The organism is Schaalia sp. JY-X159, from assembly GCF_014525425.1.
Lineage (GTDB): Bacteria > Actinomycetota > Actinomycetes > Actinomycetales > Actinomycetaceae > Scrofimicrobium.
Genome location: NZ_JACEXI010000004.1, coordinates 21,087 through 35,777 on the forward strand (window position 1 = coordinate 21,087; position 14,691 = coordinate 35,777).

Consider the following 14,691-nt stretch of genomic DNA (forward strand, 5'->3'; position numbering starts at 1 on the left):
TTGTGTGACATAAGCTTGCCCTGTGAAAGCTATACGTAGATTTACAGTCCGCACGGTTCTTCCGCCGGAACTGAGTATCCTTGACGGCCTGGCACGGAACCTGCGATGGTGCTGGCACTATCCGACCGTTGAGTTTTTCGCCTCTCTGGCGCCTGATGCATGGGAGAGAGTGAACCACGATCCGGTGGCACTCCTCGGGGAGATCACGCCGGAGCGTTTCCAACAGTTGGCGGCAGATGCCGGCGTGGTCTTGGAAGCACAGCAGCTCGACGAGGAGCTGCGCGAGTACATGACCGCAGCCAAGTGGTACCAAGAGGCATTCGATAATGAGGACAAGCCGGAGGCGATAGCGTACTTTTCCGCGGAGTTCGGGCTCACGGAGGTTATGCCCCAGTACTCGGGCGGCCTGGGTATCCTCGCAGGTGACCACCTCAAATCGGCCTCGGACCTGGGTGTACCAATCATCGGTGTGGGATTGCTCTACGGTGCCGGATATTTCAGGCAGTCTCTGACAAGGGACGGATGGCAGAGGGAAACCTACCCTCTACTTGACCCCAACAATCTCCCACTGACACTGCTTAGGGAAGCAGATGGGACGCCGACGCTGGTGTCACTGCCTCTTCCTGGAGGACGAGTTCTCAATGCTCAGGTGTGGATCGCCGATGTGGGCCGCGTACCACTACTCCTCCTGGATTCCAACATTCCCAAGAATGATGAGATCTCACGTCAAGTAACCGATCGTCTCTACGGGGGGTCAGCGGAGCATCGCCTTGAACAAGAGCTGCTCCTCGGTATGGGTGGGATCAGGGCGCTGCGAGCATTCGAACGGATAACGGGTTCTGCGCGCCCCCAGGTGTATCACTGCAATGAAGGGCACGCCGGGTTCCTCTCGGTGGAGCGGCTGCGGGAGATCCTGGAGACGGACTCAACTATGGACTTTGAGTCCGCAGTTGAAGCGGTCCGCTCTGGCACGCTGTTCACGACGCACACCCCTGTCCCAGCAGGTATCGATCGATTTGATAAGAATGTTGTGCGCCCGTACCTAGCAGCGATGCCGCTGCCTGGAGTAGAGGTGGAAGATGTTCTGACGTTGGGTAAGGAGTCGTACGAGGGCGGAAACCCACACGTTTTCAACATGGCTGTTCTCGGTCTCCGCATGGCCCGCATGGCCAATGGCGTGGCGCAACTCCATGGCCAGGTCTCCCGTGGAATGTTCCAGCAGCTGTGGCCAGGTTTCGATGTGGCCGACGTGCCGATCACTTCCATAACAAACGGGGTGCACGGCCCAACCTGGCGCGATCCTCGGTTCCAATCGATGGCTCTGGAGTACATGACACCGTCGCAAGACGCAGACGGAGAGTTCTGGCTACGAACACGTGAGCAGGGAGGCGTGCCATCCGGAGTCATCTGGGAGAAGCGTCGTGAGTTGCGGGTCAACCTCGTGGAAGCTGCGCGCGAACGAATGAAGGAGTCCTGGCTGGAGCGTGGAGCATCACCGGCTGAGATCGGGTGGGCTGACACGATCCTAGATCCTGATGTTCTGACAATCGGGTTTGCGCGCCGAGTGCCAACATACAAGCGCCTGACGTTGATGCTGTCGGACCCTGAGAGGCTTGTTCGTCTGCTGACAGATCCGGACAGGCCCATACAGCTGGTTATTGCTGGAAAGTCGCACCCTGATGATGAACAGGGTGTCTCTCTGATCCAACGTCTGGTGCAGTTTTCGGACGACCCAAGAGTGCGTGACCGGATTGCGTTCCTCCCCAACTACGACATGGGTTTGGCTCACGTACTTGTCCCAGGCTGCGATGTCTGGCTCAACAACCCGTTGCGACCGCTCGAGGCGTCCGGCACATCAGGGATGAAGTGTGCTCTCAATGGAGCGCTGAACCTGTCGATTCTCGATGGTTGGTGGGATGAGATGTACGACGGGTCCAATGGGTGGGCGATACCAACCGCGGATGGAGTGGATGACCCCGCGCGTCGTGACCAGATCGAAGCAGCCGCCCTCTACGACCTCATAGAAAACACGATTGCCCCCAGATTCTATGAGAGAGACGACCAGGGAACACCGCGCCGCTGGGTTGAAATGATTCGCCATACACTGGCGACTTTGGGGCCGAAGGTCCAGGCGACGCGGATGGTGCAGGACTACGTGCAGCAGCTTTACACGCCTATTGCTGCCGCCTCGCGGATGCTGGATGTTTCACCGTATAAGAACGCACGTGAGCTGGCTGCATGGAAGAAGAGGGTTCGGGCCGCTTGGCCCAAAGTGCACGTGGAGTATGTGGAGGCCAAACTCCCCGACGTGGTGCAGTTGGGTGACAACGTCGAGGTCGCTACGCGGGTTGCTCTTGGCGGGCTCTCCCCAAGCGACGTTCAGGTGCAAATGGTTCTTGGCAGGGTAGGGGGTGACGATTCTATAGTGAGTGGCCAGATTATTGAGCTCACCCCAGTCAATGGCGGTGAGAACGATGCCTACAGGTTTGCCGCCACCGAGAAGCTGGCAGTTTCAGGTGCGGTTGGGTTTGCCGTGAGGGTTGTTCCTCACAGCAAACTTACGGCCTCGGATGCAGAGCTTGGATTGGTTGCAAACGCCGAATCCACCGTGGTCGCGGCGCACACCACCACGAGCTTCGGTCAGTAGACCATCCCCATGGCTTCACGTGCCTGAAGCAGGGTCGCGTTGGCTGTTTCATTTGCCTGCGTGATTCCTGCTTCGAGAACGGACAGGAGATAGCCCGGATCAGCTTCCAGCTCCGCACGCCGTGCGCGTAGCGGGGCAAGGTGGTCATTGATTGCTTCCGTGACCGTAGCCTTCAGTACGCCGCCTCCACCGTCACCGATTCGCTGGGCGATTGCTTCGGGTTCTTCATCAGAAGCCATGGATGCCAGCAAAAGGAGGTTTGAAACCTCGGGTCGTGCAATGGGGTCGTACGTGATTACCCGATTTGAGTCAGTCTTTGCCTTCTTGAGGATCTTGGCGGTCTCATCGGCGCTCATCCCCAGCTCAATGGTGTTCCCACGTGACTTGCTCATCTTCGTGCCGTCGGTTCCAAGAATGGCTGGAGCCTTCGAGAGAAGTGCATCGGGGCGGCGGAAAACCGGGTTGCCGGCACTGTCGCGGCCATAGCGACGATCAAAGCGGCTTGCGATCTGGCGGGTTAGTTCGATGTGGGGCAACTGATCCTGCCCAACTGGGACCAGGTTCGCTTTGCAGAAGAGGATGTCAGCCGCCTGGTGGACGGGATAGGTGAGGAGCAACCCTGACATCGCTCGCCCTCCGGTGGCCTGAAGCTCCGCTTTGACGGTGGGGTTCCGGTGCAGTTCCGACTCTGTTACCAGGGAGAGAAATGGAATCATCAGTTGGTTGAGGGCCGGAACCGCAGAGTGTGCGAAGATCGTCGATTTCTCGGGGTCGATTCCAGCAGCCAGGTAGTCTGCCATCAAGCCGAGGACGCGTTCCCGGATTGGTCCGACGCCGTCACGGTCCGTAATCACCTGGTAGTCGGCAATCAGGATCCACGTCTCGACGCCGCGATTTTGCAGCTCAACGCGCCCCTTCAGTGTCCCGAAGTAGTGGCCAAGGTGCAGTTTTCCCGTGGGTCGGTCACCTGTAAGAACGCGAAATCGCCTTGGGTCGAGGTCGATTTCCCGCTCAATCTCCTTAGAACGCTCAACTGCTTTGCGAACAGAGGCGGTGCTGACCTGACTGTCGCCCTCCGGGATAGCGATTTCTTGCTCCTGTGTATTTGACATGGCCACGATTCTATCTTGGCTCGCGCATACTCAAAGCTGCGAAGCCCTCAAGGAGGGCGAACCCTCGCTAGACTAAACAGGCGTCAATGGCGCGAATGAACAACAGTTGCTACTGCATACGGAGTCAGAATGAGCGATAGTTCCAAGCCAAACAAGGCCGTTATCCTTGCCCGTGGACTAGGGTCGCGTATGCGCCGCGAGTCGGATGAAGCATCCTTGACGAAAGAGCAGTCTGCCGCAGCAGACCAGGGAGTCAAGGCAATGATTTCCTTTGGACGGCCTTTCCTCGACTACGTGATCAGCGGCCTTGCAGACGCGGGATATGACGACATTTGTCTTGTCATCGGCCCCGAACACGACATCATTCGTGACTACTACGATTCCATTCCCAAGTCTCGCGTGAAGATCTCGTATGCGATCCAAGAGGAGCCCCTTGGTACGGCCAATGCGGTGCTGGCTGCTGAGGAGTTTGCGGGCGAGGACGCTGTGGTCGTGCTCAACTCCGACAACTACTACCCCGTTGATGCATACCGCGCGCTCCACGAACTTGATGGCTCCGGTTTGATCGGGTTTGATCCCGAGGCGTTGATTGAGAAATCAAACATTGCCGCGGACCGGGTGGGTGCCTTCGCCTTCGTGGTTGCGGACGCTGATGGCAATATGGAAGAAATCGTTGAGAAGCCTGACGCGCAGACCATTGCTCGGCTGGGGGACGAGGCCGTGGTTTCGATGAACCTGTGGCGTTTTACACCCGCGATCTTTGCGGCTGCGAAGCAGGTGCCACTCTCCACCAGGGGAGAGTATGAGTTGCAGGATGCCGTCAGGCAGGCAATTGCTGACGGGGATCCCTTCACCGTGGTTCCACTGGCAGAGGGCGTCCTCGACATGTCGAACCGTGACGACATTGCTTCCGTTGCAGACGCGCTCAATGAACTGGAAGTAGTTCTGTGAGCTGGTTCGTGCCCGGACGCGTCGAAGTCTTCGGCAAGCACACTGACTACGCGGGTGGACGGTCACTGCTGATTGCTTCACAGCAGGGTGTAACAGCATCGGCGACGGATGGCCCTGACGGAGCCCTCCCCGGCACAGTCACCGCAAGATCAACGGCTGCCGAGGGTGACGTTCAGTTGGTGGCGGGGGAACCCTCCGAGCTGCCTGCAGGGCACTGGGGCAACTACGTGCAGGCAACGATCGATCGATTGACCCTCAACTTCGGGGCATTGAAGCCGGTGGTCATTGAGGTTGATTCAACCCTGCCCTTAGCCTCGGGAATGAGCTCTTCTTCCGCACTGGTGGTTTCTGTCGCTCTGGCTCTTGCTGACCACAACGACCTGTGGAACAACCCTTCATGGAGTGAGAACATTCTGGACAGGGTCGACATGGCGGCGTACCTTGCAACCATTGAAAACGGCCTCGGATTCAAAGCGCTTCCCGGTGCGCGGGGGGTTGGAACATTTGGTGGTTCCCAGGACCACGCGGCAATGCTCAACTGTCATTCTGGACAATTGGGTATCTTCCGGTTTGCCCCCACAGTTGCGGAGGGAGCGGTGTCACTTCCGGACGGATGGACCTTTGTCATTGCTGTGTCAGGGGTGCTTGCTGAGAAGACCGGCGCGGCACTGCAGGCATACAACAATGCCTCACTACAGGTTCGCAGGCTGGCGGAGTTGTGGAGCTCCAAGAGCGGTGGCTCGGCAAACACCCTGGCTGAAGTGCTCGCTGAGGAGGGCGCTCGGGAGAAGATGCTTCTCTGGGCACAGCAAGACCCGCTACTGTTGGCCAGACTGAACGCCTACTTAGTAGAGATGGAACAGGCCATCCCCAGCGCGATTGAAGCACTGCGAAATGGCGATGTTGAGGGATTTGGCCAAGCCGCCCAGGTGTCGCATGAGAACGCGGATGCCAATTTGGGTAACCAGGTCGCTGAGACCAATGCGCTGCAGAGGCTTGCCCGTGAGCTAGGAGCGGTTGGTTCATCTGGGTTTGGGGCGGGGTTTGGCGGGTCTGTCTGGGCGTTGGTACGCACGGATGAAGCAGAGGCCTTCGCGGCGAACTGGCTCCGTGCATACCTTGAGGAGTTTCCCGAGCACTCAGAACGGGCTTCGACCCTTCTGACGGAACCGGCGGAGTCGGCACACAGGGTGTAGAGGGCGGGCCAGCACTGGCTCCTGATTCGTCTTTCGCGAAATGTATACGTGGGGGAGAAATGCACGTCTTGGGGCAGTACCCCAGGCGAACATTCCGCCCCCCCACGTATACGTTTGGGGTGCTCCAAGTGGCTAGGCGTCCAACCAAGCGCTCCCGTAGCCATCCAGCGTGACATCGCGCTTGAATCCATTGGCTCCGACCACTTCGGTGGATTGTTCGTCCGCAGAGTTGTTGTAGACAAATGCGCGGCTCACGTTCGGGTACCACGCAACCTCGACCTCAGGATTCGTGGTAACTAGAACATCTCGCCACTGACCTTCAGCGTTCGCCGCCCACGTCAATGCCCTCATGAGTAGGCGGGAGTTCGCAGCCGAGTAGGGCAGTCCACCAATGTAGACGGCCCGCCCCTGCCCATAGCTGTTGACAGCCAACTTCACTGAGCCTTCGTCCTCGGCCAAAACCTGCACATTTGGACCGGTCGCGATCATGTCACCGGGATCTTCCCCGGTGTCGAGGTCGCCGTGGAGGTCTTCAAGGATGAAGTGGCCCTGGACTGGGCTTTCAGGGTGGCGCGTGGACGACAGAGTCCAGTGGATCTCCATGTCAACTCCGAGCACATCGTCCAGGATAATCGCGGGGCCAGACTCCGGGGTGACACCGGTTGGCGCACCAATCCCGACGAAGCCGCCTCCGTTCCACACAAACTCGCGGACCAGCCTCTGGAGTTCGGGGTTATTCCATTCCTTTCCACCGGAAAAAGCAGTGTCTCGCGCGCCAGCGTTGATGATGACATCGACATCATTGAGGATGCTTCCCTGCGTTGAGCAGACGTCCTCGAACGAAATAAAGCGGACGTCAAGAGGAAGTCCAGCCAGAGACTCGATAACTCCGACGTAGCTGTAGATCTGCTTGTACCACAGTGCGTGCGCGACCATGTAGGTTTGCCAGGTTCGCAATGCGCCCCAAGAGTTGAGGACCGCCACAACCGGCTTTGCGTTCGCTGGCAGCTCCCCATTGCTCTCATCGTGAAGCGAGCGGAACTCGGCCACAATCTCTTCAACCTTGTCGATGAAGTCTGGGAACTGTAAGGCTAGGGAGAGATAGCCTCCGTAGCCAATTCGGTCGAGGGGTTTGCGGACGATGGCACGACGTGCTTGCGCCCAGCTCACAACGGCCTCGCCGATCGGATCACCTTCTGGGTTGAACACGTCGGGGAAGAAGTAGGGGAGGAATCGGCCCTCGGTGTAGCGCACGCCGGGAATGTCCGAGATCATTCTGCAAGTTGCGGCCGAACCAACTGACCCGACAACTGCGTCCAGATTGATGGCGGGGAAATATGGTCCATAGGGTTCGGTTCCGATCCAGTTGTCGCCAAGGAACATGATGGCTTCGCGTCCCTCATCATGCGTGATTGCCACCAGCTCGGCAGCTTTCTGAGATACGCGGCGCGAAGTGAAGTCGACCCATGCTTTGAACTGGTTACTGGGAACACGAAGAGGTGTGTTGTAGTGGCCGGCATCGATGAAGTCTTCCGGCGTCATTCGCCAGCCGTGCTCTACAGCGAACTCTTCCAACGCCGGGATCGAGACGGCAGCGGAGTAGCCGAACCAGTCGACGTACTTCTCACGGGCGTGGTCATCAAATGCCAAGGTGAAGTGATAGAAGAAGGTCGTGAACCGCACGACATCCACTTCGGGGTGAGCATCCAGCCAGGTGCCCAGGGCCCCTTTGACGTGGTTCCAAGTCTCGGGATACGCGACATCGTACGTGCGGTCCTTACGTCGCGTGGGGTCATCTGCCCAGTGATTCGTGATGTAGTTGTATGTCTGGGTGCTGTCCCAGATCTGTTTTGCAAGAAAATCCACCGTGTAGATGTGGAAGGGCGCAGGGCAGTCGATGACGACAATCGCCGATCCGGCATCATCGGGATAGTCTCCCACTACGTCTGCGCCCGCCTCCATGGGAAGAGGTGGTGCTGCAGTGACCGTCCAGGCACTTGTCGGTAGTGTTTCTCCCGTCGTCCGATCAATCACCTGCCAGTAGTGCTCCCTATCCGCTACCAAATCAGGTGTGAACTGGGCACTGAGGTAGCCCTCCATGACGTTGATCGACAGGGCTTCGTTCGAGGTCGCCGTAACCGGGCGGGACATGAGGAACTGGCGTACGCGCTGCTCCGGCACAGATACTGCCCATTCTTCGTCGCCTCGAGCAGGGAAGTATGTCGAATAGACCTTGGCAAAACCATCGCTCACCCAGTCGGGGAGCTCCGTGCCGTCTGAGTTGCGCACAGCATCGACCTGGAGTCTCTCCATAAGAGCGTGAATCTCGTCGTCGATGCCTGTTTCAATCGGTAGGGTCAGGCGCCCCGCGGGGGCTCTGTTCTCTTGCTTCGCGTCGGTCACAACAGTCCTGTCTACGAGTAGGTTTTGTTAGATGAGTTCTTACCCGATGGTGAAGGTATGACCAAGGTCAACGACATCGTTGACCGCTGGAACACCGAGAACCCCAACATTCATGTCACCGCCACCAAGTTCGATGGTGCGGCTCAGGAAATGATCAAGAAGGTTGAGACCGACATCAACGCTGGTGCCGGACCTTGCCTCGCGCAGCTCGGCTACTCAGAGGTCCCGGAGCTCTTTGTTAAGGGTCTGACCGAGGACGTCACGGAGTACGCAACCCAGTACGAGTCGAACTACTCTGGCGCATTCAACATGATGAAGGTCGGTGAGACCATTGTTGGTCTCCCGCAGGACACCGGACCCCTTGTTTATTTCTACAACAAGGCTGCATTCGAAGAGCTCGGCATTGAAGTTCCGACCACTCTCGAAGAGTTCCAGACCGCGGCTGCAACTGCTGCCGCCGCTGGCAAGTACATCGCAACCTTCCAGCCCGATGAGGCTCAGTACTGGCTGTCTGCACAGTCCGCTGCTGCCGGTGGCTCCTGGTACAACTTCGTGAACGATGAGTGGAAGGTTGACGCAAACTCTGACGCCTCCGCAGTGGTTGCTGACTTCTGGCAGAAGATGCTCGACGACAAGACCGTCTCGGTTCTTGAGCGTTGGGGTGACGCATTTGGCAAGTCGCTGACCGATGGCGAACTCATCGGCACCATTGGTGCTGCTTGGGAGACTCCTCTGCTGGTTGACACAATGGCTGGGACCGACAATGACGGCAAGTGGGCAGTCGCACAGCTTCCTGACTTCGGTGCTGGCGCGCTGACCGGCCCCGATGGCGGTTCAGGCGTTGCAGTGATGAAGGGTTGTGAACACCCTGAGCAGGCCATGGAGTTCAATAACTGGTTCAACACCCAGATCGATGACCTGGTTTCCCAGGGCCTCGTGATTGCCGCCAAGGGTGAGATGACCACCCCGGAGAACATTTCTGCGTTCTACGGTGGCCAGGATGTCTTCGCTGAGCTAGCAACCGCAAATGCGAACCTCTCCGCAGACTTCGCCTACATGCCGTTCTTCTCGGCAGTTGGCCCGTCCATGGTTGAGGCCGCGGCTGCAGCCGGATCCGGTTCCGGAACGGTAGCAGATGTCTACACTGCTGCACAGGATGCGTCAATCAAGGCGCTGACTGACGGAAACCTCCCGGTTGCCGAATAGAAGTATCGAAGTAGCCTGAATGATGGTGATTGGGGGCGGCCTTCTCTGAAAGGTCGCCCTCGTTCACGAGTATGAAGCGGTAAGAGAAGACGCGATGGAGCGAGATGTCAACACCAGACACAGTTACGCTGGCTGACCCGGCGCTAAGCCCGAAGGATAAACCTCTGGGTGGACCTCGAAGTAGTGGAAAGCGCGGGAAGGCTGGTTCAAAGGCAGTCTCTCGTCGTCAAGCACGCGCAGAGTGGGCTTTTGTTGCCCCCTTTACGCTTGCTTTTATCCTGGTATTCCTGATCCCTATTGGGGTCGCGATCAAGCAGTCATTCACACGCAAGGTCCCTGCTGGGGGTGGGGCCTTCGGCGGTGGCGACCTCGTTGATTCCTTCGTCGGACTAGAGAACTACAAGTACGTCATCACAAACGAGCGCTTTTGGGATGGCATCGGACGGGTCGTCCTCTATACGCTCTTCCAGATCCCAGTGATGATCATTATGGCGCTGGTGCTAGCGCTGCTCATCGATGCACTGATCATTAAGCGGGTTGCAATATTCCGCCTGGGCAACTTCCTCCCCTATGCAATCCCCGGCATTGTCGCGGCGATGGTCTGGCTCTACCTATATACTCCGGAGATCTCCCCGCTGGTCAAGGGTCTGGCAGTCGGGCCTGGCCGCAGGTTCAGTCAAGGGATAGAACGAGGGCGCGTGGCGCACGCGTAGGAGTATCCATCAAGGACTCACGAATGAGGGGCACGACCCAACGGGTCGTGCCCCTTGTCACACCACAGGGTCCGCATGCGGCAGGCACTGTTGACTTGTTGACTAGCTGGCGCCGCTGGCTTGTTCGCACCGGAGGGATTAGGGAGCCAGCACGGCTTGCAAAACAGTGTGATATATGGCCGGCGGGGCCGAGTTGGCTCCGTGAGGCCTAACCAACTCTGAATGGCCGGGAAAAGCCCTGGTCTGCGCTAGCGACTTGCCGAGAAGTACACCGCCAACGACTGCGGCTCCATGGTGTCGCTTCCACCCACCGCAGCCTGCTCGCCTTGGGCCAGAGCCAAGGCAGCCGAGTCAATCCCGCCCTCACGTTGCGTCGGCCAAGACGTGTCAGCCACCAGGACCCAGGGGTTCCCGTGGCTCTCCGGCAGCGTGATCTTTGTCGGGTTAAGAGTCCCGTTGATCACGACGAGGGCATCCACATCGTCGAGCATTCGTCCTGATCGGCGCATTTGGAAGACGCGGTTCTTGGGCTCCGACCATCCGTCGGCGCTCATGGGCGAACCTTTCCGGGTGAACCAGGAAACGTCAGGCAGCGTGTCGCCTTCGGGGATCTGTCCGCTTGCAAACGACGTGGGTCGTAGCACGGGGTGTGCTGCGCGGAGCTCAAGTAGGTACCGCACCCAGGAGAGCAGGTCCTCCTGGCTCTCATCCATTTCCCAGTCCACCCAGGAGATCGGGGAGTCCTGACAGTATGCATTGTTGTTTCCATATTGCGTACGGCCGAACTCATCCCCGGCCGTGATCATCGGCGTTCCTGCCGACACCAGCAGAGTTGTTAGCAAATTGCGACGTGACCTTTCACGTGCGTATGAAAGCTCCTCAACAACACCGGTCGGATCGGTTAGATCCGGGTTCATAGCAGACGCTGCGGACGTTCCTTCAACGCCGTGGTTCCAGGAGTGATTGTTGTTAGTGCCATCCTGGTTATTCTCCAGGTTCGCCATGTTGTGCTTATGGTCGTAGGAGGTGAGGTCGGCCAGGGCAAATCCGTCGTGTGCCGTCAGGAAGTTGACGGAAGCCAGCGGGCCACGCTTCGCGCCCGGTTGCCATCCGAACATGTCTGCAGATCCGGATAGGCGAGTAGCCAGATCATTGGGACCGGACACCTGCCGTCCAGCGGACTGCTGTTGGAAGTCCGTCAGCCAGAACTTGCGAATCGAGTCCCGATAGCGATCGTTCCACTCCCCGAACGGTATCGGGAAATGCCCGGTTTGCCAGCCGCCGAGGCCAAGATCCCAAGGCTCCGCAATCAGCTTGACGTCACGTAGGACGGGGTCTTGAGCCGCTGCAACCAGGAAGGGATGGAAGTCGGTGTACCCCGTGTCTAGGCGACCAAGAGTTGTGGCGAGATCAAAACGGAACCCGTCAACACCCATCGATTCAACCCAGTAGCGCAGGGAGTCCAGGGTCATCTGCACGACGCGTTCTTCCGAAAAGTTCAACGTGTTGCCACACCCGGTGTCATCAATCATGTAGCGAGGACGGTCGAGGACGCGGCGGTAGTACAGGAGAGAGTCGAGCCCGCGCCAACATACAGTCGGTCCAGTGTCTCCGCCCTCGCACGTGTGGTTGTAGACAACATCCAGGATGACCTCTATCCCGGCGCCATGCAGGATAGAAACCATGCCGCGGAACTCGTCAACAACGGCCCGCGGCCCTTGCGACTGTGAGGACCGGGTCGCAAACGATGGTTCCGGGGCAAAGAACGACATCGTCGAGTATCCCCAGTAGTTTGTTAGCCCACGTTCCGTGAGGAAGGGTTCATCCATCTTCGCGTGGACAGGGAGAAGCTCGAGTGTCGTCACGCCGAGGGATTTGATGTACTCGATTGTTGCTGGGTGGGCGAGACCCGCATAAGTGCCCCTGAGTTCCTCCGGTACGCCAGGGAGATTCTTGGTGAAACCCTTAACGTGCAACTCGTAGAGGACCGTGTGATCGGGGCTGATACGAGGGCGTGGTGCGATAGCGAAGCCATTGCCAATCACCACGGACACGGGGGCGAACAGGGCGGAGTTGAGGTTCGACTGCGCGAGAGGATATGTCGTCGGGTACATTTCGTGGTCGACATGGTGGGCGTGCAGAGCCGCGCTCAGTTCAGGGGTGCCTGAGATGGCGCGCGCATACGGATCCATAAGGAATTTTGAAGGGTTGTAGTAGAGCCCCGCATCGGGGTCCCACGGGCCGAAGGCTCGGAACCCATAGGTTGCGCCCTCGCTAATGCCATCGAGGTGTCCGTGCCACAGGCCTCTGTCAGGTCCGTGAAGGGCCCAGCGTTGTTCTCTTCTTCCGCTTCCCTCTCCCGACACCACACAGAAGTCAACTGCGGTCGCATGTGCTGCAACTACTGAGATATCCACACCCCCGTCAGGGCACACCCAAACCCCAATCCGGTCAGGGTTGGGGCTCACTCGAGGAACGGGCGTGGGCGAGGGGAGAAGTACGGTTTCATTGGGCCGCGTTGCATTAGGGCTTGTCACGTTGTTCCCCCCGGTCCATTGCGCTCCGCCACCACTCCAAGGCATGGCTCTTCATACCCCAAGCTTGCACCATCTTCTGACCTTCAGAGCCCGATCTCACCAACAAGCGTCCAAATGTGCATGGCAGACTATTCTCATGAGAATCGTTGTATGTGTAAAACATGTCCCAGATGCTGACTCGGACAGGCGAATAGAGCAGGGGCGTTTGGTACGCGGTGAGGATGATGTCCTCAATGAACTGGACGAACACGCCATTGAGGCAGCCGTTTCGATTGTCGAAGATCTGGGCGGTGAAGTAGTTGCGCTAACAATGGGACCGGCAGACTCCGAGGACGCACTGGTGAGAGCCCTGCAGATGGGAGCGGACCGTGGTGTCCTCATTAGCGATGATTCACTTGCGGGGGCAGATGCCGTTGGAACCGCCAGAATCCTTGCTCGGGCGATCGAAGTGATCGGGGACGAAGGGCCGGTTGACCTGGTGCTTACGGGAATGGCGAGCCTCGATGGAATGACCTCAATGCTTGCACCCGCTTTAGCAACATACTTGAACTGGCCGCTGCTCGACATTGCCCATTCCGTTGAGATTGCTGCCGATGCTCCCAGCACCGTCACCGTCGAGCGCAGGGTTGATGGCTCACTGGACACGCTGAAGGCACGTACCCCCGTCGTGGTTTCCGTGACCGACCAGGTCAACGAGCCCCGCTATCCGTCATTCAAGGACCTTCGTGCAGCTCGGGCCAAGCCCCTTGACATCTGGGAAGGTTGGGATTGGGCGGGTCCTGCTAGCGAACTTGAGTCCCTGCCCATCAGCGCGATTGAGGTGGTCGCGGCGACCCCCGTTCAGCGCGAAGAGGGCGTGGTCATCACAGATTCCGGCGAGGGCGGCAGCGCGTTGGCTGCGTTCCTCGCAGACAAGATTGAGAAGTAGGGAGGACAGTCGACATGGAACGGATTGACAAGCCCATACTGGTCGTTGTTGAGAATGAGAAGACCATTGACGAACCAACCCTGTCCTTAGCGTCGGTGAAAGTCCTCCATTTCGCCCGAACTCTAACAACCGGCACCGTTGCCGCTCTCAGCGTGGCGCAGGACATTGACGAGGACGGGCTTCGCCTTGGCGGGGCTGACGTCATCTATGTGCCCGAATCTGGCGGCTACTCACCCCTGGTTCCAGCTGCAATCGCTGACACCGCGCGCTCAGCCGTAGAAAACCTGGGTGATGTTGGTGCTGTGCTGACGGTTACCACCTACCTTGGTCGCGCTGTGACAGCTATGCTGGCAACCGCATTTCAAGCGGGCGGAGCCGTCGACGTCACCCGTGTTTGGGTGAGCGGATCTGAACTCTTTGCACAGAAAGCGGCCCTTGGTGGCGCGTGGGAGACATCCTTCCACACCACGCAGGGTGCCCCTGTTCTGGCAGTTAGGCCGGGGTTTGGGGACAAAGAGGGACCAGCGGGCGAAGGAGAGATCGTCTCGCTCGCACCCCGACTCTCCTCGGGCGCACTGCAGGTCGAGGTTATTTCTCACGTGGTCGAACCGAAAGGATCGCGTGTCTCGTTGACCGATGCGGATGTGGTTGTTGCGGGAGGGCGCGGCACGAATGGCGATTTCACCTTGGTTGAGAATCTCGCAGATGCCCTCGGAGGGGCAGTTGGAGCCACTCGCGTAGCCTGTGACGAAGGATGGGTCCCGCGAGCGGCTCAGATTGGCCAGACTGGGGTGACAGTTGCTCCCAAACTGTTTGTGGGTCTCGGCGTCTCCGGAGCGGTCCATCACACGTGTGGGATGCTGGGATCACAGATTATCGTCGCGGTCGTTGATGACCCGGATGCTCCCATAATTGAACTCGCAGATTTCACGGTTGTGGGGGACGTAAGCGAGGTCGTGCCGCAGGCTCTGGAAATCCTTTCGGCACAAAGCTAGGGA

10 protein-coding genes are annotated in these 14,691 nt (G+C 58.6%); 7 read left to right on the top strand and 3 right to left on the bottom strand.

Going from position 1 to position 14,691, the window contains the following annotated elements:
* The first annotated feature begins 22 nt into the window (after nt 1-22).
* Nucleotides 23-2,647, top strand: a complete 2,625-nt coding sequence (gene glgP / locus IDL90_RS07560) for an alpha-glucan family phosphorylase (RefSeq protein ID WP_187994990.1) — start codon at nt 23-25, stop codon at nt 2,645-2,647.
* On the opposite strand, the gene trpS is transcribed toward glgP, so the two are convergent.
* Nucleotides 2,641-3,759: a tryptophan--tRNA ligase gene (gene trpS / locus IDL90_RS07565; RefSeq protein ID WP_187994991.1), complete on the bottom strand. Its 1,119-nt coding sequence runs from the start codon at nt 3,757-3,759 to the stop codon at nt 2,641-2,643. The genes glgP and trpS overlap by 7 nt on opposite strands.
* A gap of 129 nt (nt 3,760-3,888) precedes the next feature.
* Here trpS and IDL90_RS07570 point away from each other — a divergent pair, with 129 nt between their 5' ends.
* Complete coding sequence (locus IDL90_RS07570) at nt 3,889-4,710, top strand: nucleotidyltransferase family protein (protein ID WP_187994992.1); 822 nt, start codon at nt 3,889-3,891, stop codon at nt 4,708-4,710.
* Nucleotides 4,707-5,906: a galactokinase family protein gene (locus IDL90_RS11725; RefSeq protein WP_187994993.1), complete on the top strand. Its 1,200-nt coding sequence runs from the start codon at nt 4,707-4,709 to the stop codon at nt 5,904-5,906. Before IDL90_RS07570 ends, IDL90_RS11725 begins: the two co-directional genes overlap by 4 nt.
* A gap of 132 nt (nt 5,907-6,038) precedes the next feature.
* On the opposite strand, the gene gnpA is transcribed toward IDL90_RS11725, so the two are convergent.
* Complete coding sequence (gnpA, locus tag IDL90_RS07580; protein ID WP_187994994.1) at nt 6,039-8,309, bottom strand: 1,3-beta-galactosyl-N-acetylhexosamine phosphorylase; 2,271 nt, start codon at nt 8,307-8,309, stop codon at nt 6,039-6,041.
* Nucleotides 8,310-8,366: 57 nt separating this feature from the next.
* On the opposite strand from gnpA, the gene IDL90_RS07585 reads away from it, so the two are divergent.
* On the top strand, nt 8,367-9,515 hold the full coding sequence (locus IDL90_RS07585) for an ABC transporter substrate-binding protein (RefSeq protein ID WP_187994995.1): 1,149 nt from the start codon (nt 8,367-8,369) through the stop codon (nt 9,513-9,515).
* Between the two features lie 104 nt (nt 9,516-9,619).
* Nucleotides 9,620-10,228 carry a carbohydrate ABC transporter permease gene (locus tag IDL90_RS07590; protein ID WP_187994996.1) on the top strand — a complete coding sequence of 203 codons (609 nt, stop codon included), beginning with the start codon at nt 9,620-9,622 and terminating at the stop codon, nt 10,226-10,228.
* A 248-nt stretch (nt 10,229-10,476) separates the two neighbouring features.
* On the opposite strand, the gene glgX is transcribed toward IDL90_RS07590, so the two are convergent.
* On the bottom strand, nt 10,477-12,696 hold the full coding sequence (gene glgX, locus IDL90_RS07595; RefSeq protein ID WP_316930310.1) for a glycogen debranching protein GlgX: 2,220 nt from the start codon (nt 12,694-12,696) through the stop codon (nt 10,477-10,479).
* Nucleotides 12,697-12,901: 205 nt separating this feature from the next.
* Here glgX and IDL90_RS07600 point away from each other — a divergent pair, with 205 nt between their 5' ends.
* Both IDL90_RS07600 and IDL90_RS07605 read left to right on the top strand, forming a co-directional pair.
* Nucleotides 12,902-13,693: an electron transfer flavoprotein subunit beta/FixA family protein gene (locus IDL90_RS07600; RefSeq protein WP_182142018.1), complete on the top strand. Its 792-nt coding sequence runs from the start codon at nt 12,902-12,904 to the stop codon at nt 13,691-13,693.
* A 14-nt stretch (nt 13,694-13,707) separates the two neighbouring features.
* Nucleotides 13,708-14,688, top strand: coding sequence for an electron transfer flavoprotein subunit alpha/FixB family protein (locus IDL90_RS07605; protein WP_187994998.1), 981 nt, complete (start codon nt 13,708-13,710; stop codon nt 14,686-14,688).
* The last annotated feature ends 3 nt before the right edge of the window (nt 14,689-14,691 follow it).